We start from the raw sequence: 22,063 nt of genomic DNA on the forward strand, positions 1-22,063 counted from the left end.
AGATCGCCCTGGTGGTGATCTTTTCCTTTGCTATTAAACTTCTTCACCAAAATAGGCCACAACGCAATTACGGCCTCGGTTTTTTGCCATATACAGGGCGCGGTCTGCGCAATCAGCAAGTTGTTCAGGGGCTGAACGGTTATCAACTGAGGTTACGATACCCAGGCTGATGGTGATGATGCGTGGAAAATCACCTTTAGTCGTGGTCTGAGTTTGTTGTTCTACGTGTTTTCTGATTCGCTCTGCGATGTTAAATGCTGCATCAGCGTTAGTTTCAGGTAGCAAAATAGCAAACTCTTCTCCGCCAATACGCGCCACGATGTCGTTACGCCGACTCAGTCGCTGCATAATTTCTGACAGTTTAATTATCACTCTGTCACCCTGCAAATGTCCCCAGGTGTCATTGACCGACTTAAAGAAATCAATGTCGCAAAAGACAATGCTCAGGGGTTTATGGGTTGCTGTCATTTTAATCTCATTGCTGAGTGCGTTATAAAAATAGCCACGGTTGAAAAGTCGGGTCATCGGGTCGCGGACTGAATTTTCATAGGATAATTCATAGGCCTGACGTGAGGCTTTGTAGCGCTTGAAAATATCAGACATGAGCACGATCATCACGGCCATTGCGCTAAGGCACTCCAGGCCTCTGGCGAGATACCATCCAGCGGAGTCTATATGCGTGTACTTCAGCATAATGATGACACTTAACAGATTGCTCAGGGCAACCAGTGACATACTTACCCAAAACTGTGTTTTTAGCTGGGTTAATTTTGCCCCTAATAAAACGATACAGGTCCACAAGATAATGAGGACATAAATAAAGCTACCACGCCAGGGTCTAAGCCATTCAAACGTTTCTGTATCAACCAACTGAAACGATATTGGCGTAATACGGATGGAGTAGAGGATAGCCATTACCAGATGCAACATGCACCATAAATAAGTGGCGTAAATAACTGTTTTACCATGCTTTTCTTTTTTATTCTTAAACGTATATAAATAGTATGTTGCAAAAAACAGCCCCGTAATTAACATGTTCCTCATAAAGTATAAAACAGCAATGTCATTGTAGATGACACCAGGAAGGCCGTTTTTATAAAAATAAATATAGAGCGCAAGAAATAAGAAAACCCCCGAGAAATAAAACGCGCAGGCCAGGGGTAAAAGATATTTTTTGCGCCGATAACTCATGTAATTCATCGTCATAAAGCACCCCGTCTGAATGTGCAATACACCAGCAAAGGTTGCAATAACCGGATAAAAAGAGAGGCTATAACGCTGATTACTAAAAGGGATATACCAAAGAAAAATGGATGTCGTTAGGGACAGGAGTAAAAAAAAGTTAAATTCTTTTTGTGAATGTTTGTTTGTGTTGTATTCATGATTTTTATGTATATAAAACAGCGCTATATTTCGGCTATCTTCTCAGCTTTGTATTTTGTCTTTTTGATTTTTATTGCTGTTGATTTTTACTGGCAGGAAAAGTCAGGGAGGAATTGGTATTAAAAAAACGATAGAAAACAGATTTGTTTTTTTATATAAGGAGTTGCGCAATGAGTTCTTCATTGCGCAAGACTATTTAACGTATTGTGCGGATGGCGTTAATCAACCCCTGAACGCCTTTTTCAAGTTTGGAACGTGGACATCCGGCATTGAGGCGCACAAAACCTCGTCCTTCTTCTCCGTATGTGTATCCGGGCATGATGGCGACTTTCTGCTGATAGATGAGTGCTTCCTGCAGTGCATGGTCATCAAGGTTGAGTGGACGCAAGTCAATCCATGCCAGATAGGTGGATTGCGGAACCTGCCAGTTCAGTTCGGGGAATGCGTTATTCAGCTCATGCGCGATGTAATGCAGGTTACTGACAAGGTAATCCCGCAGCGCATCAAGCCAGCTAGCGCCCTGTTGGTAGGCTGCGATATGTGCGCTAAGCGCGAGCACTGCAGGTGAGGAAAGACCATCCCGACCCTTTAACGCACTGAGGTAATCGTTGCGACTCTGCTCATCCTCAATAATCCCGTAAGCCCCGGTTAACGCCGGAATATTGAAGCTCTTTGAACCGGAGGTGAACAGCGCCCAACTGTCGCGCGCGACGTTACTCCACGGGATGTGCGGCTGGTCTGCCCATACCATATCCATATGGATCTCATCAGAGATGACTTTTACACCGTGGCGCTGACACAGTTCCGCCATGGTTTCCAGTTCATCGCGCGTCCACACCTTACCGGTTGGGTTGTGCGGACTGCAAAGCAGAAGAATTTTACTTTCAGGCCGGGAGAGCGCTTTTTCCAGCGCAACCATGTCGCAAACCCAGCCGTCAGCGCGCTTTTCAAGTCCGACAGCGCATACCTGGCGCTGATTACCTTCAATCGCTTTGTAAAACGCGTCGTACGCCGGTGTATGAATTACCACCGCATCACCCGCAGAAGACCACTGGCGGATCAGCTCCGACACCATATAGATGACCGAGGGGCCATAAACCAGCGACTGAGGGTCGATTTGGGTATTATGACGCGTAAGAAACCAATGACTAATTGCCGCCAGAAATTCATCATTTTTCCAGCGGCTGTAACCCAGCACGCCATGTGACAGGCGCTGAGTCAGCGCCTCCAGAATGCAAGGTGCGGTGGCAAAATCCATATCGGAGATGGTGAACGGCAGCAGGTCGGCTGAACCAAAACGGTCGGCAACGTAATCCCACTGGGTACACCAGGTACCGTGCCTGTCCACCACCTTTGAAAAATCAAACATACTGTTGTCCTTATGCCTGTACGGTGTTCATCAGAACGGCGATCTCGTCTTTCACTGACTGGACCTGCGGACCAATAACGACCTGAAGGTTATGCTGATTGAGTTGTACTACGCCAATGGCGCGATTGTCCTTCAGCGCTTGTACGTTAACAAGCGACATATCTTTCACTGACAAGCGCAGACGGGTAATGCAGTTATCCAGGCTGACAATGTTTTCCGCACCGCCCAGCGCCGCCAGAATGGCAGGGACGTTGTAACCGGATTTACCCGGTGCACCCGCCATGACTTTTTCGATATTGCTGGCAATTTCGACGTCACGACCAGGGGTCTTCAGATTGAAACGTGTGATGGCGAAACGGAAGATCACGTAGTACACCGCGAACCAGATCGCCGCTACAACAGGGACCAGATACCACTTGGTTGAGAGCCCGTGCAGGATGCCGAACACCACAAAGTCAATCAGGTTACCGTCCGTGTTACCGATGGTGACGCCAAGCACCGCCATCACGGTGAAACCAAGACCGGTCAGCAGGGCGTGGATCACATACAGAACTGGGGCAACGAACAGGAATAAGAACTCAAGGGGTTCTGTTGTACCGCCGATCACGCAGGCAATGAGGCCAGAAATTAATAACCCTTTAATTTTATGACGATTTTCAGGGCGAGCACAGTGGTACATCGCGAGCGCTGCCCCCGGCAAACCACCGAGGAACGCTGGCATTTTACCCTGCGACAGGAAGCGGGTTGCGCTTTCAGAGAAGCCTTGAGTTGTCGGACAGCTCAACTGAGCCTGGAAAATAGTCAGTGCGCCGCTCACGCTGTGACCGCAGACTTCCTGCGTGCCGCCAGCCTCGGTGAAGCGAATGAGCGCCACCAGAATATGATGCAGACCAAAGGGCAGCAGCAGACGTTCACCGGTACCAAACAGCATTGGACCAAATTCGCCCGCGCTGTTGATGATGTGGCCGAGCCCGTTAATGCCCATGGCGAAAACCGGCCAAACCAGGGGAATAACCAGGCCGACCAGTCCCATCACCACCGAAGAGATAATTGGCACAAAGCGGGTACCGCCGAAGAAGGCCAGTGCATCCGGCAGGCGGATGTTGTGGAAACGTTCATGCAGCATCCAGACGATGATCCCGGCAATTACAGCGCCGAGGATCCCGGTGTCGATCGACTGGATCCCCAGGATATTCTGCACGTTGTTGGCCTTCAGGATCGCGGCATCTGTGGTAGGTAAGATACCTTTCGCAGTTAACCAGAAGTTGACGGCAAGGTTCATCACCGCATAACCAACAAAACCGGCAAATGCCGCTACGCCTTTGTTCTCGCGAGCCAGGCCGAGAGGTATGGCAATACAGAACATCACCGGTAAGAAGCTAAACGCAAATGAGCCTACTTTGCTCATCCAGGTAAAAATAGCCTGCAGTACCGGATTACCCAATGCCGGGATCAGCGTTAAGACATCATGACTACTTAACGAGCTGCCGATCCCTAACATGATCCCGCAGAATGAGAGCAGAGCCACGGGCAGCATAAAGGTTTTGCCCAACTGCTGGAAAAATTCCCATAACGTAATTTTTGGTGTGGTTCTCGTCGTCATCAAACGACTCCTCGTAAAAGCTAGCTGACTAATGATGGCGAGAAGATAAAACGTTTTATCTAATTTTAGTGCGGTACAAATCACATTATCGAACGATAATAGAGCGTATAAATATAAGTGATTGATAAAACGTTTTATCCGTCACGTTATCAGGGAGTTTTCCGTTTTTATGGCTATAGCCAAAAAAATAACTATCCATGATGTTGCGCTGGCCGCGGGCGTTTCGGTTAGTACCGTCTCATTGGTGCTTAGTGGAAAAGGTCGTATTTCATCAGCGACCGGCGAACGGGTGAATGCCGCTATTGAGCAACTGGGGTTTGTGCGTAATCGCCAGGCATCAGCGCTGCGTGGTGGGCAGAGCGGGGTAATTGGTTTGATCGTGCGCGACCTCTCCACCCCGTTTTACGCCGAGTTGACGGCGGGTCTGACGGAAGCATTAGAAGCACAGGGGCGCATGGTATTTTTATTACATGGCGGCAAAGATGGCGAACAGCTGGCGCAGCGTTTCGCTATGCTGCTTAATCAAGGGGTTGATGGTGTGGTGATCGCCGGGGCTGCCGGCAGTAGCGACGACCTGCAACAACTTGCCGCCGATAAGGGGATTCCGGTAGTGTTTGCGTCTCGGGCCAGCTACCTGGATGATGTCGACACCGTCAGACCTGACAACATGCAGGCTGCGCAATTGCTGGTTGAGCATCTGATACGCCATGGGCATCAGCGCATCGCGTGGTTAGGGGGGCAGAGTTCTTCGTTGACTCGCGCAGAGCGTGTCGGCGGCTATTGTACGACGTTGCTAAAGTATGGTTTACCGTTTCATAGCGACTGGGTACTGGAGTGTTCATCCAGCCAGAAGCAGGCCGCAGAGCAGGTAACCGCGTTGCTACGTCGTAACCCAACGATCAGCGCTGTGGTGTGCTACAACGAAACCATAGCCGCTGGCGCCTGGTTTGGCCTGATGAGAGCAGGGCGTCAGAGTGGTGAAATTGGCGTAGATCGCTACTTCGAACAGCAGATCTCGTTAGCCGGATTTGCCGATGTAGCGGAAAATGCACTGGACGATATCCCCATTATTTGGGCCTGCACGCCCGCGCGTGAAATGGGATATACCCTTGCTGAGCGCATGATGCAGCGCATTGGGCACGATGATGGTCATTCGCGTAACTTAACGCTTTCCGCCCGGCTGGTGGTGGCAAAATAAAACAGGCCCGATAAGCACACGGTTATCGGGCCTGTTGTCACGCGTATTTATTGTTGCGGGATAGCCGGGGCATCCGGTTCGCCGAGAGAAGGCATACCGAACATGCCAACAAACTCATCCAGCGACATTTTTTGTCCGTTTAACGTTACCTGGCCGTTTGCGTATTGCAGGCTGGAACCGATGACGTTGTCCTGCATCGTTGTAATACGGAACATCTGACCCATTGCCGCCAGCCCATTCACCTGTTGTTTCGCCAGTTCGGCCGCTTGTTCCTGCTGATACCCTTCAATTTTGGCAATCTGCGTCATGAACTCAGTCGCCATATCAACCGGAATCGTCAGCTTAGCATCCAGTGATTTGACCGAACGATCCACTTCCTGAGCCAGCGTTTGTGGTTCCTCAGTATTTGCTGTCGGATCTTTTAGCAGCAGTGACAAATTAAATGCGGTTTCACCTTTTGCATTTTTCCAGTTCAGCGGGGCAATGGTGATAACCGGCTCGCCTTTCATCAGAATCGGCAGTGCATTGAAGAAGGCTTCAGTGACTTTTTGCTGATAAAGCTCAGGATTTTGTACCACATCAATCTGCGCCATCAGCGCCTTGGTTTGGGCGCTATACTGCTGACTGAACTGGTGTAGTGCTTCACCGTCAATCTGGCCAACTTTCAGCGTCAGTTTACCGCTACCCATGTCCTGCCCCTGTAATTTCAGGCTGTTCAGCGTGTAATCCAGCTGGCTGTTGACAGTTTTACCGTCGTTGATCAGATCGGATTTACCATCAATACCCATGCCTTCCAGAACCGCTAACTCTTTACCTTCGACGGAAATCGACAGTTTATCGAGTGACAATTTCTGGTCGCCGATGCGCTCACCAAAGCTGGCAATACTGCTGGAACCCTCAGTTTTCAGGTTATTGAAAGTCATCTGTACTTTCTGGTCATACTCGTTGACCGCATTGACCACGCCGCTTTGCGCATTGCCTGTCAGCGAGACAGCGTTACCTTCTTTGTCTGCTGTAAACTGGAATTCCCCGCCGCTGAAGGCTACTTTTTCGTCGCCTTTCTCATAGTTCAGTGGTTTGAGGGAGAGATCGGAACGGGTATCGCCGCTGTAGCCGATACGGGAGTTAATGACAAATGGCGACTCACCTTTGGCAATATCAAACAGCGGTTTGGTAACGTCGTTATTGACCAGCGTTGTTTTCACGGAGGCCATAGCCGGGATCAGATTCAGTGATTTCAGTTGAGCCAGCGGGAATGGACCGTGATCGACGGTTTCATTCAGGACGATACTTTGCCCCGGTTTTAGCCAGGAATCTGCCTGCCCGGCGATGGGTTTCACCACCATTTGCAGTTGGCTATTGAACACCCCGCGCTGGTAGTTTTGATAACTCAGTTCAATACCCGCCTCAGGGGAGAAACGTTTTAACTGATCGTTTGCCTGCGTCACCATCTCGGCGAGATGCGTTTCAAGTTTCTTACCTGTGTACCAGGCACCGCCCGTCCAGACGATACCCAGCGCAACCACCACACCCGCAGCTACCAGCGATTTTTTCATTTCGATATCCATAAAATAAAACCAGGCGTTTGAAGACGCCTGGAGGAGTGACATGTCTTTAACTCACTACAGCTTAGCAAGAGTTGTTAAAAATATCAGTATCTTGCTATAGCTTGTTATAAACCCGTGCTAAACGACCTGCGCCACTGATGTAAACCGGCGATTCATTCGCGCCAATAAAGGCCGATTCACCCGGTAGCAGCACCAGGCGTTGCTCACCTTTGCTCAATACAGCTTCACCCTCTATGCAGAACAAAATGGCTGCACTTTGCTGGCTGATATCTGCGCCATTGGTAGTAAGGTCATGCAGGGAGAACGCAAAATCGTCAACCGGGATTGGGAAGTCCAGTTCACCATCAGATTCAACCGGCGTGGTCAGTAACTGGTTTGCTGGCTTGGCGACAAACTTCACGTTGGCGACCAGTTCCGGGATATCAATATATTTTGGCGTCAGTCCGGCACGCAGCACGTTGTCCGAGTTAGCCATCACCTCAAGCGCCACACCTTGCAGGTAAGCGTGCGGGGTTTCGGCAAATAAGAACATAGCCTCGCCTGGATTGAGTTTCACCACATTGAGCAGCAGCGGGGAGAAGAGCCCACTGTCGTTCGGGTAGACGTCGGCGATCAGACGGATGGTTTGCCAGGGTTCTCCCTGCTGGCTGTTCAGCGCCGATTTCAGGATCGCCAACGCATGGGATTTCTCCTCATCCTGCATATTCAGCAAGCTGGCGAAAAGATAGCTCAGACGTTCCGCACTCGGCTCTTCCAGGAAATGCGCAATAGCCGGATGTGCGGCGGAAACGGGTTGTAACAATGCAACAATTTCAGAGAACTCGCGGAATGCGTTCATCGCCAGAAAAGGCGTCAAAGCAAATACCAGTTCTGGTTTGTGATTAGGATCCTTGTAGTTGCGCTCGGCCGCATCCATCGGGATCCCCGCAGCGTTTTCTTTGGCAAATCCGATTTCAGAGTTGTGCTTGTTAGGATGAACCTGAATCGAAAGCGGTTGAGCAGCGCAGAGCACTTTAAACAGGAAGGGCAGTTCACCAAAACGTTGGGCAACGGCATCGCCCAGCAGTGCGGATTTATCGTGCTCGATAACGTCGCGCAGAGCAACCGTCTGACCGTCAGCGCCGAGAACCTGCGAACTGCTTTTCGGATGCGCCCCCATCCACAGCTCAGCCATCGGTTGCTGAGTGGGGTTGGCAATGCCATAGAGTTCCGTTAACGCCGTTTTACTTCCCCAGGCGTAGTTCTGCACTGAGTTGATGAGTTTTTGCATTATCAAGCCCTGTTTCAATGTTGAATTTTCTACGGCTATTAAACCAAGAAACCCTGAGCGAAGTAACCTGCACATGTAAAAAGTCGTACTTGTCTCAGTTTTTGTTAAAAAAATGTGTAGGATATGGTGACTCGCTTTTAATACCCTGAGTAATTCCGGTTGCAGAAAGCTCTTCCTTCTACAACCGGATCTGCGGCAGGGAAGCAGGGCAATGGAACATCTGCCCAGAGAATAACCAGACCGAGCAGTAAGTGAGAGCACAATGTCAAACAAACCCTTTCATTATCAGCATCCTTTCCCCCTCAAAAAGGATGATACCGAATACTATCTGCTGACCAGCGACTATGTCTCTGTTGCCGAATTTGAAGGGCAGGAGATTGTTAAAGTTGCACCGCAAGCCTTAACCCTGTTGGCTCGTCAGGCCTTTCATGATGCGTCGTTTATGCTGCGTCCCGCACATCAACAGCAGGTAGCCGATATTCTTCGCGACCCGGAGGCCAGTGAAAACGACAAGTATGTGGCCCTGCAATTCCTGCGTAACTCTGACATCGCGGCAAAAGGCATTTTGCCGACCTGTCAGGACACCGGAACTGCGATTATCGTGGGTAAAAAAGGTCAGCGTGTCTGGACCGGAGGGGGCGATGAGGAGGCGCTGGCTCGTGGTGTGTATAACACCTATATCGAAGACAACCTGCGCTATTCACAAAACGCCGCGCTGGATATGTATAAAGAGGTGAACACCGGCACCAACCTGCCAGCACAAATCGATTTGTATACCGTCGACGGCGATGAATACAAATTCCTGTGCATTGCCAAAGGCGGTGGTTCGGCGAACAAAACCTATCTGTACCAGGAAACCAAAGCGCTGCTCACGCCGGGCAAATTAAAAAATTACCTGGTTGAGAAGATGCGTACGTTGGGCACTGCGGCTTGTCCGCCGTATCACATTGCGTTTGTGATCGGCGGAACGTCAGCGGAAGCCACGCTGAAAACGGTCAAACTGGCTTCTGCAAAATACTACGATGAGCTGCCGACCGAAGGTAACGAACACGGCCAGGCATTCCGTGATGTTGAGTTGGAAAAAGAGCTACTGATTGAGGCGCAGAATTTGGGGCTGGGCGCGCAGTTTGGCGGGAAGTATTTCGCGCATGATATCCGCGTGATCCGCCTGCCGCGTCACGGCGCGTCGTGTCCGGTTGGTATGGGCGTTTCTTGCTCAGCCGATCGAAATATCAAAGCCAAGATCAACCGTGAAGGTATCTGGATCGAAAAACTGGAACATAATCCTGGCAAATTTATACCGGAAGAGCTGCGCCAGGCGGGAGAGGGCGAAGCGGTACGCGTTGACCTCAATCGTCCGATGAAAGAGATCCTGGCTCAGCTTTCCCAGTATCCGGTTTCCACGCGACTGTCGCTCAACGGTACAATTATCGTTGGCCGTGATATTGCACATGCGAAACTGAAAGAACGTCTGGATAACGGCGAAAGTTTGCCGCAGTATGTTAAAGATCACCCGATCTATTACGCAGGTCCGGCAAAAACGCCGGAAGGCTATGCTTCGGGTTCGCTGGGGCCAACCACGGCCGGGCGTATGGACTCGTATGTTGACCAGCTTCAGGCTGCTGGTGGAAGCATGATCATGCTGGCGAAAGGCAACCGCAGCCAGCAGGTGACCGATGCCTGCCATAAGCATGGCGGCTTCTATTTAGGCAGTATTGGCGGCCCCGCCGCGGTGCTGGCCCAGGGCAGTATCAAGAGTCTGGAGTGCGTGGAATACCCGGAACTCGGGATGGAAGCCATCTGGAAAATTGAAGTGGAAGATTTCCCGGCGTTTATCCTGGTAGATGACAAAGGCAATGATTTCTTCAAGCAAATTCAGACGTCGCAGTGCGCACGCTGCGTTAAGTAACGTCAGCCGCCCTTCGGGGCGGTTTTTTTTACCGCACGAACCACCAAACGACAGCTTTATCCTCGTTAATACTCATAAGACCAATGCAAATGGGCAATGTCGAAACATAACCTAATCAACTGTTAATGTAAGGAGCAGGTAATGGTAACGGTACGCCGCGAGAATGATTCAATGGGGGCGATTGATGTTCCTGCCGATAAGCTTTGGGGCGCGCAAACCCAACGTTCACTGGAGCATTTTCGTATCTCAACGGAGAAAATGCCGGTCTCGTTGATCCATGCGCTGGCGCTGACGAAACGCGCTGCGGCAAAGGTTAACCAGGATCTGGGGCTGCTGGCGGAGGATAAAGCCAGAGCTATTATGCAGGCTGCAGATGAGGTGTTGGCAGATAAACACCGCGATGAGTTTCCGCTGGCCATCTGGCAAACTGGGTCCGGCACGCAAAGCAATATGAACATGAACGAGGTGCTGGCAAACCGGGCCAGCGAGTTGCTGGGCGGTGAGCGGGGAATGGAGCGGAAAGTACACCCCAACGATGATGTCAATAAAAGCCAAAGCTCGAACGATGTCTTCCCGACGGCAATGCACGTTGCCGCACTGCTGGCGCTGCGTAAATCTTTGATCCCACAATTAAATGTGTTGACCAAAACGCTCAGTGATAAGTCCCACGCTTTCGCCGATATCGTTAAAATTGGTCGTACACATCTGCAAGATGCAACTCCACTTACGCTTGGCCAGGAGATTTCCGGCTGGGTAGCAATGCTTGAACATAACCTCAGACACATTGAAAACAGTTTACCGCATGTGGCAGAACTGGCGTTGGGGGGAACCGCGGTAGGTACAGGACTGAACACTCATCCCGAATACGCCCGCCGGGTCGCGGATGAACTGCGGGTCATTACCTGCGCGCCGTTCGTTACCGCTCCGAATAAATTTGAAGCGCTGGCCACCTGCGATGCGCTGGTTCATGCCCACGGAGCGCTAAAAGGGCTGGCAGCATCGCTGATGAAAATCGCCAACGATGTACGCTGGCTGGCATCTGGCCCGCGCTGTGGTATTGGCGAAATTTCAATTCCGGAAAACGAACCGGGCAGCTCGATCATGCCGGGTAAAGTCAATCCTACCCAGTGTGAAGCGCTGACTATGCTTTGCTGCCAGGTGATGGGCAACGATGTCGCCATCAATATGGGCGGGGCGTCAGGTAACTTTGAGCTCAACGTCTATCGACCGATGGTCATCCACAACTTCCTGCAGTCGGTACGCCTGCTGGCGGACGGTATGGAAAGCTTCAATGAACATTGTGCGACGGGAATCGAGCCCAACCGTGAACGAATAGATCAACTGCTCAATGAGTCGCTGATGCTGGTGACCGCGCTCAACACCCATATCGGTTACGATAAAGCGGCTGAAATTGCCAAAAAAGCGCATAAAGAAGGGCTGACGCTAAAAGCCTCCGCTCTGGCGCTGGGATATCTCACCGAAGCGGAGTTCGACAGCTGGGTACGTCCGGAGCTGATGGTTGGCAGCATGCGGCCAGGCAGTTAATCCGCAACGTACAGGTGCAGCCGGGGAATAATCAATCTCAACGGCTGCGCCTGAGGTTTAAAACGATGTTGAACGTTATCGGCATCGTAATTCAGTAACTCGCCGATATCCGGTACGGTCATTCCGTTGTCGTTGTTAAGCAGAGCAATCAGAGGCGTCGGGCAGGCATATTGCACCTGTTTTTGCTCTCCTTTGTACCAGACGCGGGCAATAGGCTGCACTTTTACCGGCCTTTTAATTTTCAGGCGGGCCTGCTGCGGTAAGGCGGCGATATCCTGATATTCGCGTTCAAGCTTCGCCTGCCATTCTTCACGTGTCCAGGGATGTACGCTGCGCGGTGAGGTCAGGCTTTTTTCCAGTTGCTGCAGTACTTCATCGCGTTTCAGGTTTTTAATAATGTGCTTGTTAGCCCAGCCGAATCGCAGGGTGGCAGGATCTCTGACAACGGTGAGCGTGCGATAGGCATTCAGTGTAATCAGCCCCGGCAGGTGGCGATGCACCCATTCGAAACGTGCTGCCGGCGCCAGCCCTGATTCTACTGTAACAATGCGCTCGAAGGTGGTTTTTAACTGGTTTATACGCTGGATTTGTTCTTCCAGAGCACATTGCGCCGCATTATCAACCTGGTAGCACAATACACCCGGTAGGCGGACGGCCGCTTTGCTGCTGCGGTTTTCGGACTGCTGCTGAATAAACAGGTGACGGTAATGACGCAATGCCAGCGCTTCAGCCTCTTTGCCTAAGTGCTGCTTAACATCAATGTTTTGCAGAGGGGCATGCTCTGCCTCTTTGACCACTTCCGGTAACGAGAATACGCGGGCAATCAGCAGCGTCTGCTGCAACAGGTTTTCGTTCAGAAGCGCCAGTTCTTGTTCCATCTGGCGAAAGGTGCCGTTCAGGCGGTCGACGAGATCGTAACGGGCCATAGATTTACCATTTTAGTTACAACATACTTTTTTATAGCACAACATCCACCGCCTGACCACCGAGCAGAATAGGTCAGGCAGCTGAAATTTCAGGAATGTTATGCCAGACGGGCCAACGGAAAGTAAAACGGGCACCGCCAAGTTCACTTTCACCACAGACGACCGTCCCTCCCATAGCCAACGCTATTGAGTGGACGATGGCTAACCCAAGCCCACAACCCCCGGTCGCCCGATCACGGCTGGGATCAAGGCGTACAAACGGTTCAAAAACCTGTTCGCGTGCGTCTGGTGCAATACCGGGACCGTCGTCTTCCACTACCAGCGTGGCTTGATTGCCGCTCAGCAGCAGACTGGCTTGCACTGTAGACTGGCAATAGCGTAGGGCATTGTTCAGCAAATTATCCAGGACCCGCTCCATCAGGCGCATATCCAACGCGCCGTAGTCGCCAGTTTCGAGATGACGTAATTGCACCACACGGTCAGGATTCACGCTTTGCACATCCTCCAGATGGGTGGTTAACCAAGCAGGTAGGTCCGGTACGCTGAGTTTCAGTTCATTTTGCGGGCGATCCAAGCGGGCGTAGGTCAGTAACTCTTCGATCAACGCTTCCAGTTGGCCGATATCACGATTCAGAGCCTGAGATTCCAGCTCGGTGAGGTTATCACTCATTTCCAGCCGGTAACGTAAACGTACCAGCGGGGTACGAAGCTCATGGGCAATACCATCGATGAGCTGTTTTTTACTGGCGATCAGCGCATTGATGTTGTCGGCCATTTGGTTAAACGCCACGCCCAGGCGCTCAAAGCTGGAACCGCTGTCAAAATGCAGGCGTTCACTCAGATGTCCTTCACCAAAACGTTGTGCGGCGGATTCGAGTCTGAGCATTTCCTGCCAGTGCGGACGCATCCAGATCAGTACCGGGAAGGCCAGTGAGATAGCAATAAACGCCATCAGTGCGATGTCCAGCAAGCGCATTTGATGAAGAAAATAGAGATAGGGAACCGGGCCGACGGCCAGCACGTAATGGCTGCGAGGAATGCGTTGAATAAAGGTGTATTGATCGTCAAGTGCCACAATATCGCCTTCGCGCAAACGCTGCATGGTTGGGGCATCTAGTGTGTACTTATTCAGCGGTTCAACGCGAAGGTCAAATGAGAGGTTTAAATCCATCTCCTTCAGCGTCTTACCCCAGTCGCGTGGCGGGATTTCGCGTAGTTCACTGCGCATCAGGTACAACGAGCTTTTCATCAAATCGTCGAGCGACTGTCTGCCTGCGCGTTCTGCGGTGAATTTGTATACCAGACCGACCAACAGGGTCATCACCAAAAAGCAGACAAACAGCAGGAGGTAAAACTGCACAAACAGTTTCTTCATAAAAAATCACCGAACGCTCAATAAGTTAGCGAGTGCACGTGTCCCTCAGGGGAAAAGTGGGCACAGCAGTATCCGCCGATGCGTGGGTTCAGAAAGGTTCTCCGATCACCATCCGGCGTGCTTGTCCACGCAGAGTACACTGTATATCTCTTTTCTGCATTCTTATGGCCCCTACGGGCGCAGAATGACCTTTCGCTGGATCACGCATTGCTTTCTATGCTGTAAGTTAATCAAAATCGGGATGGGGTTGTTCTGGCGTACGTCACGACCGCACCTAAAAGGTTACTTCGTTTCTCAACGTAGATGGTGTTGTTATATTCGTAGTTACCTTCGGGATAGCAAATTCTGATATTAGTCCCAAGGTCTGGATCGTCAACATCAGCCCCCGAACAGCTTTTCGAACTTCCTGTAGCATAGACGTATGTGGTGGTATAGGACGAGGGGACACCCGGAATGAACCAGGTTATCGCCATAACCATGATCACTGAAAACAGCACCATGGCAATGCTGATACCACCAAATAATTTTAGATAAGTTTGGAAGGGACTTTTTTTCATTATCCCATTACCTACCAGAAATAAGGTAATTAACAATGACACTGCCAGAGAAATAAGCATGAGGTATTTGGATGTGAGCGGGTAGAGAAATGTCGCTCTGTAAATCGTTACCTTCCACCAGTAAAAGAGAAAAATTGCGCCGAGAGATGAGACGGTAACAAAAAACAAATATGGATATGAGTATTTTCTCATCCTTGTGACTCCAGAACAATTTCTCCATTTGGGTTTAATAAATTACCATTTGTTTTGAATAATGAAAACGGCTCTCTTGTTTGAATTGTTAGGTACGCCGCAGACCAGAGAATTTGCGCTATCTTTGGGGATATAGGCATAATAATAAAAGGGATATTCTCACCCGTGGCAGGGATGACTGACCTTGCGTATAATGCGTGTCGATACTTCCTGAAAAGTGCTGTGACTGAAAATATGAATCTCAATCGCTGTTGTTATTCGCTACTCATTTTCGCAGCGGTCGGCTGCATTTTCACCGCTTATCCTCTTGTTATATGGTTTCTACTCGCCAACGTTTTGACGCTGCTGTTATACGGCGTGGACAAAATGGCGGCACGTAAGGACTGGCGCAGAGTGCCGGAATCCACATTGCTGGTGTTTGGCGTTGTGGGCGGGTGGGGCGGCGCGATAGCGGGTCAACAAATCTTTCGCCATAAAACACAAAAGCAGCCTTTCAAAACCTACTTCATTATCAGTGTGATAGTGAGTATTTCTGTGATGGGCGTGATTTATAAGTTCTATCCATTTTTACCTTCCTGAGCATGGTTGGTGAATAAACTGCCGGTTTATTTGAGGCAGGAAATATATTTTTCACCTGAACGGCGCACAATTTCATCGGCATTTTGCGTAATATTTTTTCCTTCAAATGCGCCGTAAAGTTGCTTAAATTTCACTGTTCTCAGGCGTTGGATGATGTCGCTGACGGTGGCGGCTGGCAACGGTAGCATATTGGGGTAGCTCCACATAAATGAGACTGCATGGGCACCTGGTGTAACTTGAACGATGTCGCCAGAAAGCACGACGCCTTCGTCACGCGCCCAGTGCAGGACGCAGCCGCCAGCAAAGTGCCCGCCGAGACGTATCACCTTGACGTCACGGGTTAACTCAATGGTGTCGCCATCCCAGAATCTAATCCACGGGCTGTCGCGCATTACCCACCTTCTGTCGCTGGCATGAAGGTAAATCGGCGCGTTAAATTCCGCAGCCCAGTCCTGCATGGTGGTGTAGTAATGAGGATGCGAAATCGCGATAGCCTTAAGGCCGCCAAGGGACGTTATTAGCGTTTTTGTGGCATCGTCGAGCGTGGCAATGCAGTCCCACAGAATATTTCCTTCTGGGGTGCGCACAAGAAACGCGCGCTGATCAATTGCAAAATCAGGAACGGTGCGGATGCTGAGGAGAGTACTGTCGTGTTGCTTCCACTTATTTGTATGCGATGCACACAGGGTGTCAAAATCGATCCATTTCTGCCCGCATGTGGGGACATATTGACGTTCATCCAGGCAGATATCGCAATGTTCCGGATGGGCGCCAGCTACCTCATAGGATGTTCCACAGGTTTTGCATAACGAGATCATCGTGTCCTCCTCATATACCGAACACAGTCAGCATGGCACACAGATACACAAGGATGTGCCTGTTAGTGCTCTACCCGATAAGTCAGTGATGATGGAAGTGGGGGTTGTGGCTCAACCAAAAGAAAACAGGAATAATGCCGACACGGATCTTGTTGATTACCATCTTCCAGAGAAAAATGAGGATATTGTTTGGAAAATCGTCTGTTCAACACCTGGCTCAACCGTTGGGGGCTCACTCCAGATGGTGAACCGTTTGAAACGCACACATCGCAGCTTTTGCCTGTGGTGGTGGTCAAGGACGGGCAGAAAGCCATACTAAAGATCACCGACGATGACAGTGAACGGATCGGCTGTGAACTCATGGTCTGGTGGAACGGAAATGGCGCAGCGAAAGTACTTGCTCATGCAGCAGGGGCGATTCTGCTGGAACGTGCGACAGGGACAGAGTCTTTAGCGGACATGTCCTGGACTGGCAACGATGCGCAGGCCTGTCGCATTATTTGCCATGCTGCCAGTAGACTCCATCTCTCCCGAAATGCGTCTACGCCTGCGTTAACACCTCTGCACCATTGGTTTCGCGATCTGGCTCCTGCCGCGAAAAAGCATGGCGGTATCCTGACGCGTTGTGCTGCGGTGGCAAACGTACTGCTATCTTCACCCCATGATGAAGTCGTATTACATGGCGATCTACACCACGGCAATATTCTTGATTTTGGAACGAGAGGATGGCTGGCTATCGATCCCAAAGGACTGCTGGGCGAGCGTGGCTTTGATTACGCCAATATTTTTACTAACCCCGATCTTGCCGAGCCCACCAGACCTGTCGCCATTGAGCCGGAAAGATTCACGCAACGAGTCAACATTGTGTCTGAAATCGCCAGAATTGAACGGCAGCGTTTACTGATGTGGATTGTTGCCTGGTGCGGGTTGTCGTCCGTCTGGTTTCTGCAAGAGGGCGACAGCGCAACGGTACCTCTGCGTATTGCGGAGCTAGCGATGGCGGAACTTGCTTCAGGTGGTAATCAACTTTGATCTACGACACTGGGTTAGTAATTCTTAAGAGTTATCATTAGCCTGATAAACGTTATATTAATTAATCAGTGAACGGTGGTGTGGTGTGTTGTTTAGCTCAAATGTAATCGGCGGGAAACAATGAACGCATTGTTTTCATTATTTAAAAAACGCCCGAATATTGTTTTGTTGATGGTCTTACTCATCGGGGCAAACATTGTGGCGTGGCTATGGGCTTTCAGCGCGTTTGGCAACAACACGTCATTACTGGCACTGAGTCTGATTGCGTGGTGCTATGGTTTGCGCCATGCCGTAGATGCCGATCATATCGCCGCGATAGACAGCGCGACGCGTAAACTTATGCAGCAGAAAAAACGCGCCCTGACGACGGGAGCCTGGTTTTCTTTGGGGCACTCCACCATTGTGGTACTGGCAAGCATTGGCATTGCACTGACCACCAGCGTGTTTAAGCAACATATGGCATGGTTTCAGAATGTCGGCGGTCTGATAGGAACTACGGTCTCTGCCGTATTTTTGCTGATTCTGGCTACCATTAATCTCATTATTTTCTGCCAGGTCTGGAAGGCATTCCGCCATCTTAAACGCACCGGTGCTTACGATGGCGCCACGGAAGATATTACGGTTTCAGGCCCTCTAAACTGGCTTTTCCGCTCAGCGTTTCGGCTGGTAGGTAAAGACTGGCATATGTATTTTGTCGGTTTTCTGTTTGGTCTGGGTTTTGATACCGCCACTGAAATTTCTTTGCTGGGAATTTCTGCTTCAAGCGCGTCCAGTGGCATGTCGGTTTGGTCAATTCTCGTGTTCCCGGCGCTGTTTACCTGCGGTATGGCGTTAATTGATTGTCTCGACAGTATTCTGATGGTTGAGGCCTACGGCTGGGCGTTCAATAAGCCGCAACGCAAGCTCTATTACAATATGACCATTACCGGGACTTCCGTGATTGTTGCTCTATTTATTGGCGGGCTGGAGGCGCTGGGACTTCTCTCTGACGCGTTTTCGCTCCAGGGTGGTTTGTGGGATACCGTCAGCGATTTGAGTGACCATATGGGAAATGTCGGATTTGCGATTATTGGCGTCTTTATCGGCTGCTGGATTATCTCCGCCGTAAACTACCGTTGGAAAAAATACGACGGACTGACGTTTAGTTGACACAAAAGAAAGCCTTCCAGGAACAGGAAGGCTTTGATCTTTTTAAGACTGACTAATTCGCGTTCACGGGTTGTGGTTTTTCAGTACTCTTTTTCAGGATCCGGTTAGCCAGCACGCCAGACATCATCGAACCGTTCACGTTTAATGCCGTTCTGGCCATATCGACGACAGGCTCGATAGCAATGAAAATCCCCACCAGCGCGACCGGGAAGTTCAGCGTTGAAAGGACGATCAGTGCAGCAAATGTTCCGCCACCGCCTACACCCGCCACCCCAATAGAACCCAGCGCAATCGCAGGTAGCATGGCGAGCAAAAAATGTACTGATAGCGGATCAATCCCAATTGTTGGAGCAATCCCAATTGTTGGAGCAATCATCGCCACCATAATAGCCGGGTAGATCCCGGCGCAGCCGTTTTGCCCCATGCTGGAGCCGAATGAAGCCGCAATATTAGCAATGGTGTTTTGCACGCCAAATTTTTCCTGTGCGGAAATAGCCAGTGGAATAGATGCTGCACTGCTGCGTGAAACAAATGCAAAAGTTAATACTGGCCAGACAGTTTTAAAATAGTGAACGGGATTATTTCCGCTCAGAACCAGTATCAGTGCGTGGACGATAAACATCATCAGAATCGCAAGGTAACAGGCAGCAATAAAGCCTAACAAACTGGCAAATTGTTCAAATCGATATGCGGAAAATATGCCTGCCATTAATGCCATCACACCATAAGGGGTGAGGGCAATAACGATGCGCACCATTTTCATCACCCAAATCTGGATAGCGTTAATACAAGCACTTAATTTTTCACCTTCTTGCGGGGCGTCTTGTTTGACCTTTAATAATGCCACGCCGGCAAGCAGGGTGAAGATAACAATGCCAATGACGGAAACGCTTCTGGCTCCTGTTAGGTCGAGGAAGATATTAGTGGGGATCAGAGATGTAACCAGTTTAGGTAGTGAAATGGAGGCAGTTTTACTCACATCGTCTGCAGTCAGTGTGGACTGCATATGAACAAACGCACTGGCGTCCAGACCTAATACATGCGCAGTCAACAGCCCAATAAAACCGGCAATCATTACCAGACAGAGCATGCATCCGACAATGGTTAACGACATTTTCCCAATGCCAGCGCTGTTTTCGAGCTTATTAATGGCTGAGAGAATAGAGATGAAAATCAGCGGAACCGCAACCAGTTTCAGTAAATTAACATAACCGTTGCCGATAACATTATACCAGTCGATAACTGTTTTACTTTCGTCAGCAGCAATGAGATGCAGGGATAAGCCGATAACGGCACCCATAAAAATAGCGATGAAGACGCTTTTTGAAAGAGAGTGACTTTTTTGGTTGATTCTAAAAATTGCCCATGAACAAACCAAAAAGAACGCGATATACGCAAGCGTTACGAACATATTGTAGCCTCTTGCCTCATTCAGCACCTGAAATGCCGGAAAGAGTTTTGTTAGTGCGAAAAAAACCTATGAACCATAAGGGTTCAGGACCGCGACGGATTATAGGGAGGGGGGAGGGCTACAGCCACACAAAAAGTGTGGAACGGCTTCGGATGGCGTTTATATGCCTGTTCTGTAGACGATTACACGTGACGGTGTAACGTATTGCGAATAATCCAGCCGACCAATGAGATCGGCCCGGTGGCATTACTTCTGCGGCTAGTCGTCCCAGGCGTGCGGTGCGAACAGATAACCTTTGTTGCGTACCGTTTTGATTCGATAGGGTTCAGTCGCGTTATCGAGAAGTTTTTTGCGTAAGCGGGAAATCGCGACATCGACGCTGCGATCCATACCGTCATAACTTACGCCACGCAGGTTCTTTAGCAACGCATCACGGTCCATAATCTGCCCGGCATGGGTTGCCAACTCCCACAGTAATTCAAAATCAGCGGTGGAAAGAGAGATTTGCTCGCCGCCGAGCAGCACGGAGCGGTTGGTGGGATCGATTGCGAGTGTGCCAAAGCGCAGCGTTGTGTGCGGTGTGATGGTTGCCGCCTGAATGCCTTTAGACTGTGCTGAGTGTTCATTCTGGCGCAGGTGCAGGCGCAGGCGAGCCAGCAGCACAGCTGGCGGCGTTGTCTTCAGGATGTAGTCACAGGCGCCCATTTCCAGCGCAAGGATATGGTTCATGTCGCTGTCCAGCGAGGTGAGCAGGACAATCGGGCCTTGCCAGCGCCCGCGTAAATCGCGGCAGATAGTCATCCCGTCTTTGCCCGGCAGCATGATATCTAATAACACCAGATCGGGTTGAACGTGCAGGATTTTCTCCTCGGCCAAATCACCACGAGGTTCAAGGATAACCTCAATATCATGCCGGGCCAGATAGGCTGCAATCAGTGAGCCAACTTCGGGATCATCTTCAACAAATACGATGGTGTTCATATCATTCATTTTGAATATAAAACGCCAACATACACCGCCCCGGTTTTTCCTTCCATTAATCTTTTCTAAACAAGAACGCTTCCGTTATGCTAGAGGCTGATGTTATTGATGTGTTAAGGCAGAGTGATGGGACTCGTTATAAAAGCGGCGCTTGGTGCGCTGGTGGTGGTGTTGATTGGCTTGCTGGCGAAAACAAAGAATTACTATATTGCTGGATTAATTCCACTGTTCCCGACGTTTGCGTTGATTGCCCACTACATCGTGGCCAGTGAGCGTGGGATCGAGGCGTTACGTACAACCATTGTATTCAGTATGTGGTCGATTATTCCCTATTTTGTCTACCTTGTTTCACTGTGGTATTTCACCGGGTTTATGCGCTTACCCGTCGCGCTCGGCGGTGCAGTAGTGTGCTGGAGCCTGAGCGCGTGGTTGCTGATCTTTTGTTGGATCAAACTGCACTAACGCAGATGACGCCCGCCATCAAGGGCAAAACTACGTCCGGTGACAAAACAACTGGTTAGTAGGTAGTCAATTAAATCTATGACCTCTTTTTCACCAGGCGCAGTTTTCATCAGTGATTTGTTCAGTGCCTGCTGGCGATACTCTGCATCGTCACCCTCGTTAAACAGGATAAGTGAGGGGGCAATCGCGTTCACTTTCACTTCCGGTGCCAGTTTGCGCGAGAACGAGCGGGTCATATTGTCCAGTGCCGCTTTGCTGGCAGCATAAGCAATGTGCTTGTCGCTGCCGCGCTCCACAACATAATCCGTGAAATGGATGATGTCGCTGGCAGCGTGCCCATGACCGCGTAGCAATCCTTCCAGCGCGTGGTTGAGCAGGTAGGGCGTATTGACGTGGATCTGCATCATGCGTGACAGTACTTCGCTAAGCGGTGTGCCGGGTTTTTCGGCTACCCAGGCGCTGGCATTATGCACAATGGCGCGCAAGCCATCCGTCTGTGCTTTGACCTCATCAGCAAAGGCCAGCACACCTTCATCCGTGGAAAAGTCAGCCGGGATACAAATCGCCCCTGCTTCTCGCAGGCCGTCAATGGCAGGATAGTGAGTACGGTAGCTGACAATAACTGGCTGTTTTTGATTCAGAAAGTGCCATGCGACGGCGAGGCCGATGCGACGACCACCTCCGGTGATAAGAATTGGCAAAGGGTTTTTTTTACCCATCGTAATCTCCATATGTC

Annotated in this window: 19 protein-coding genes; 7 read left to right on the forward strand and 12 right to left on the reverse strand. The window is 50.3% G+C overall.

The features are described from left to right. Window positions 1-33: 33 nt before the first annotated feature. The 3 genes from OGY72_RS05320 to malX all read right to left on the reverse strand — a co-directional run bounded on the left by OGY72_RS05320 (window position 34) and on the right by malX (window position 4,355). Window positions 34-1,206 carry a GGDEF domain-containing protein gene (locus tag OGY72_RS05320; protein WP_286547234.1) on the reverse strand — a complete coding sequence of 391 codons (1,173 nt, stop codon included), beginning with the start codon at window positions 1,204-1,206 and terminating at the stop codon, window positions 34-36. A 373-nt stretch (window positions 1,207-1,579) separates the two neighbouring features. Further along, entirely contained in the window at window positions 1,580-2,752 is a 1,173-nt protein-coding gene (locus OGY72_RS05325; protein ID WP_286547237.1) for a MalY/PatB family protein, read from the reverse strand. Window positions 2,753-2,762: 10 nt separating this feature from the next. Beyond that, on the reverse strand, window positions 2,763-4,355 hold the full coding sequence (gene malX, locus OGY72_RS05330; RefSeq protein ID WP_048226592.1) for a maltose/glucose-specific PTS transporter subunit IIBC: 1,593 nt from the start codon (window positions 4,353-4,355) through the stop codon (window positions 2,763-2,765). A 169-nt stretch (window positions 4,356-4,524) separates the two neighbouring features. On the opposite strand from malX, the gene OGY72_RS05335 reads away from it, so the two are divergent. Beyond that, complete coding sequence (locus OGY72_RS05335) at window positions 4,525-5,553, forward strand: Mal regulon transcriptional regulator MalI (RefSeq protein ID WP_181508598.1); 1,029 nt, start codon at window positions 4,525-4,527, stop codon at window positions 5,551-5,553. Window positions 5,554-5,600: 47 nt separating this feature from the next. Here the strand turns inward: OGY72_RS05335 and OGY72_RS05340 are convergent, their stop codons facing one another. Further along, window positions 5,601-7,109, reverse strand: coding sequence for a YdgA family protein (locus OGY72_RS05340; protein ID WP_286547243.1), 1,509 nt, complete (start codon window positions 7,107-7,109; stop codon window positions 5,601-5,603). 106 nt (window positions 7,110-7,215) lie between these two features. After that, entirely contained in the window at window positions 7,216-8,391 is a 1,176-nt protein-coding gene (gene manA, locus OGY72_RS05345) for a mannose-6-phosphate isomerase (protein WP_126956320.1), read from the reverse strand. A 262-nt stretch (window positions 8,392-8,653) separates the two neighbouring features. Between manA and fumB the strand changes: the two genes are divergently transcribed. Together fumB and fumC are read left to right on the forward strand one after the other, a co-directional pair. Then, the gene (gene fumB / locus OGY72_RS05350) at window positions 8,654-10,300 is read left to right on the forward strand and encodes a class I fumarate hydratase (RefSeq protein WP_003832822.1); all 1,647 of its coding nucleotides are present in this window, start codon (window positions 8,654-8,656) and stop codon (window positions 10,298-10,300) included. A 141-nt stretch (window positions 10,301-10,441) separates the two neighbouring features. Next, window positions 10,442-11,845, forward strand: coding sequence for a class II fumarate hydratase (gene fumC / locus OGY72_RS05355; RefSeq protein WP_003832824.1), 1,404 nt, complete (start codon window positions 10,442-10,444; stop codon window positions 11,843-11,845). On the opposite strand, the gene tus is transcribed toward fumC, so the two are convergent. The 3 genes from tus to OGY72_RS24760 form a co-directional block, all read right to left on the reverse strand. Then, window positions 11,842-12,771 carry a DNA replication terminus site-binding protein gene (tus, locus tag OGY72_RS05360; protein WP_191212754.1) on the reverse strand — a complete coding sequence of 310 codons (930 nt, stop codon included), beginning with the start codon at window positions 12,769-12,771 and terminating at the stop codon, window positions 11,842-11,844. The genes fumC and tus overlap by 4 nt on opposite strands. A gap of 73 nt (window positions 12,772-12,844) precedes the next feature. Further along, complete coding sequence (gene rstB, locus OGY72_RS05365; RefSeq protein WP_279274758.1) at window positions 12,845-14,146, reverse strand: two-component system sensor histidine kinase RstB; 1,302 nt, start codon at window positions 14,144-14,146, stop codon at window positions 12,845-12,847. Between the two features lie 230 nt (window positions 14,147-14,376). Next, window positions 14,377-14,895 (reverse strand): hypothetical protein, encoded by a 519-nt coding sequence (locus OGY72_RS24760; protein ID WP_286634788.1) that lies wholly within the window; start codon window positions 14,893-14,895, stop codon window positions 14,377-14,379. A gap of 234 nt (window positions 14,896-15,129) precedes the next feature. Here OGY72_RS24760 and OGY72_RS05370 point away from each other — a divergent pair, with 234 nt between their 5' ends. Next, entirely contained in the window at window positions 15,130-15,474 is a 345-nt protein-coding gene (locus OGY72_RS05370) for a DUF1294 domain-containing protein (RefSeq protein ID WP_032934568.1), read from the forward strand. Between the two features lie 26 nt (window positions 15,475-15,500). On the opposite strand, the gene OGY72_RS05375 is transcribed toward OGY72_RS05370, so the two are convergent. Beyond that, window positions 15,501-16,292 (reverse strand): MBL fold metallo-hydrolase, encoded by a 792-nt coding sequence (locus OGY72_RS05375; protein ID WP_126318182.1) that lies wholly within the window; start codon window positions 16,290-16,292, stop codon window positions 15,501-15,503. 189 nt (window positions 16,293-16,481) lie between these two features. On the opposite strand from OGY72_RS05375, the gene OGY72_RS05380 reads away from it, so the two are divergent. Together OGY72_RS05380 and OGY72_RS05385 are read left to right on the forward strand one after the other, a co-directional pair. Beyond that, window positions 16,482-17,324 carry an aminoglycoside phosphotransferase family protein gene (locus tag OGY72_RS05380; RefSeq protein WP_149280910.1) on the forward strand — a complete coding sequence of 281 codons (843 nt, stop codon included), beginning with the start codon at window positions 16,482-16,484 and terminating at the stop codon, window positions 17,322-17,324. A gap of 120 nt (window positions 17,325-17,444) precedes the next feature. Then, window positions 17,445-18,473, forward strand: coding sequence for a HoxN/HupN/NixA family nickel/cobalt transporter (locus OGY72_RS05385; RefSeq protein WP_286547244.1), 1,029 nt, complete (start codon window positions 17,445-17,447; stop codon window positions 18,471-18,473). Between the two features lie 52 nt (window positions 18,474-18,525). Here the strand turns inward: OGY72_RS05385 and OGY72_RS05390 are convergent, their stop codons facing one another. Continuing rightward, window positions 18,526-19,884 (reverse strand): L-cystine transporter, encoded by a 1,359-nt coding sequence (locus OGY72_RS05390; RefSeq protein WP_286547442.1) that lies wholly within the window; start codon window positions 19,882-19,884, stop codon window positions 18,526-18,528. Window positions 19,885-20,142: 258 nt separating this feature from the next. Next, window positions 20,143-20,874 carry a two-component system response regulator RstA gene (rstA, locus tag OGY72_RS05395; RefSeq protein ID WP_126318176.1) on the reverse strand — a complete coding sequence of 244 codons (732 nt, stop codon included), beginning with the start codon at window positions 20,872-20,874 and terminating at the stop codon, window positions 20,143-20,145. A 117-nt stretch (window positions 20,875-20,991) separates the two neighbouring features. Between rstA and OGY72_RS05400 the strand changes: the two genes are divergently transcribed. Further along, window positions 20,992-21,327 carry a GlpM family protein gene (locus tag OGY72_RS05400; protein WP_003832844.1) on the forward strand — a complete coding sequence of 112 codons (336 nt, stop codon included), beginning with the start codon at window positions 20,992-20,994 and terminating at the stop codon, window positions 21,325-21,327. On the opposite strand, the gene folM is transcribed toward OGY72_RS05400, so the two are convergent. Then, window positions 21,324-22,046: a dihydromonapterin reductase gene (gene folM / locus OGY72_RS05405; protein ID WP_126318172.1), complete on the reverse strand. Its 723-nt coding sequence runs from the start codon at window positions 22,044-22,046 to the stop codon at window positions 21,324-21,326. The two genes, OGY72_RS05400 and folM, sit on opposite strands and share 4 nt — an antisense overlap. Window positions 22,047-22,063 lie beyond the last annotated feature (17 nt).

Source organism: Citrobacter sp. Cpo221, from assembly GCF_030332345.1.
GTDB lineage: Bacteria > Pseudomonadota > Gammaproteobacteria > Enterobacterales > Enterobacteriaceae > Citrobacter > Citrobacter portucalensis.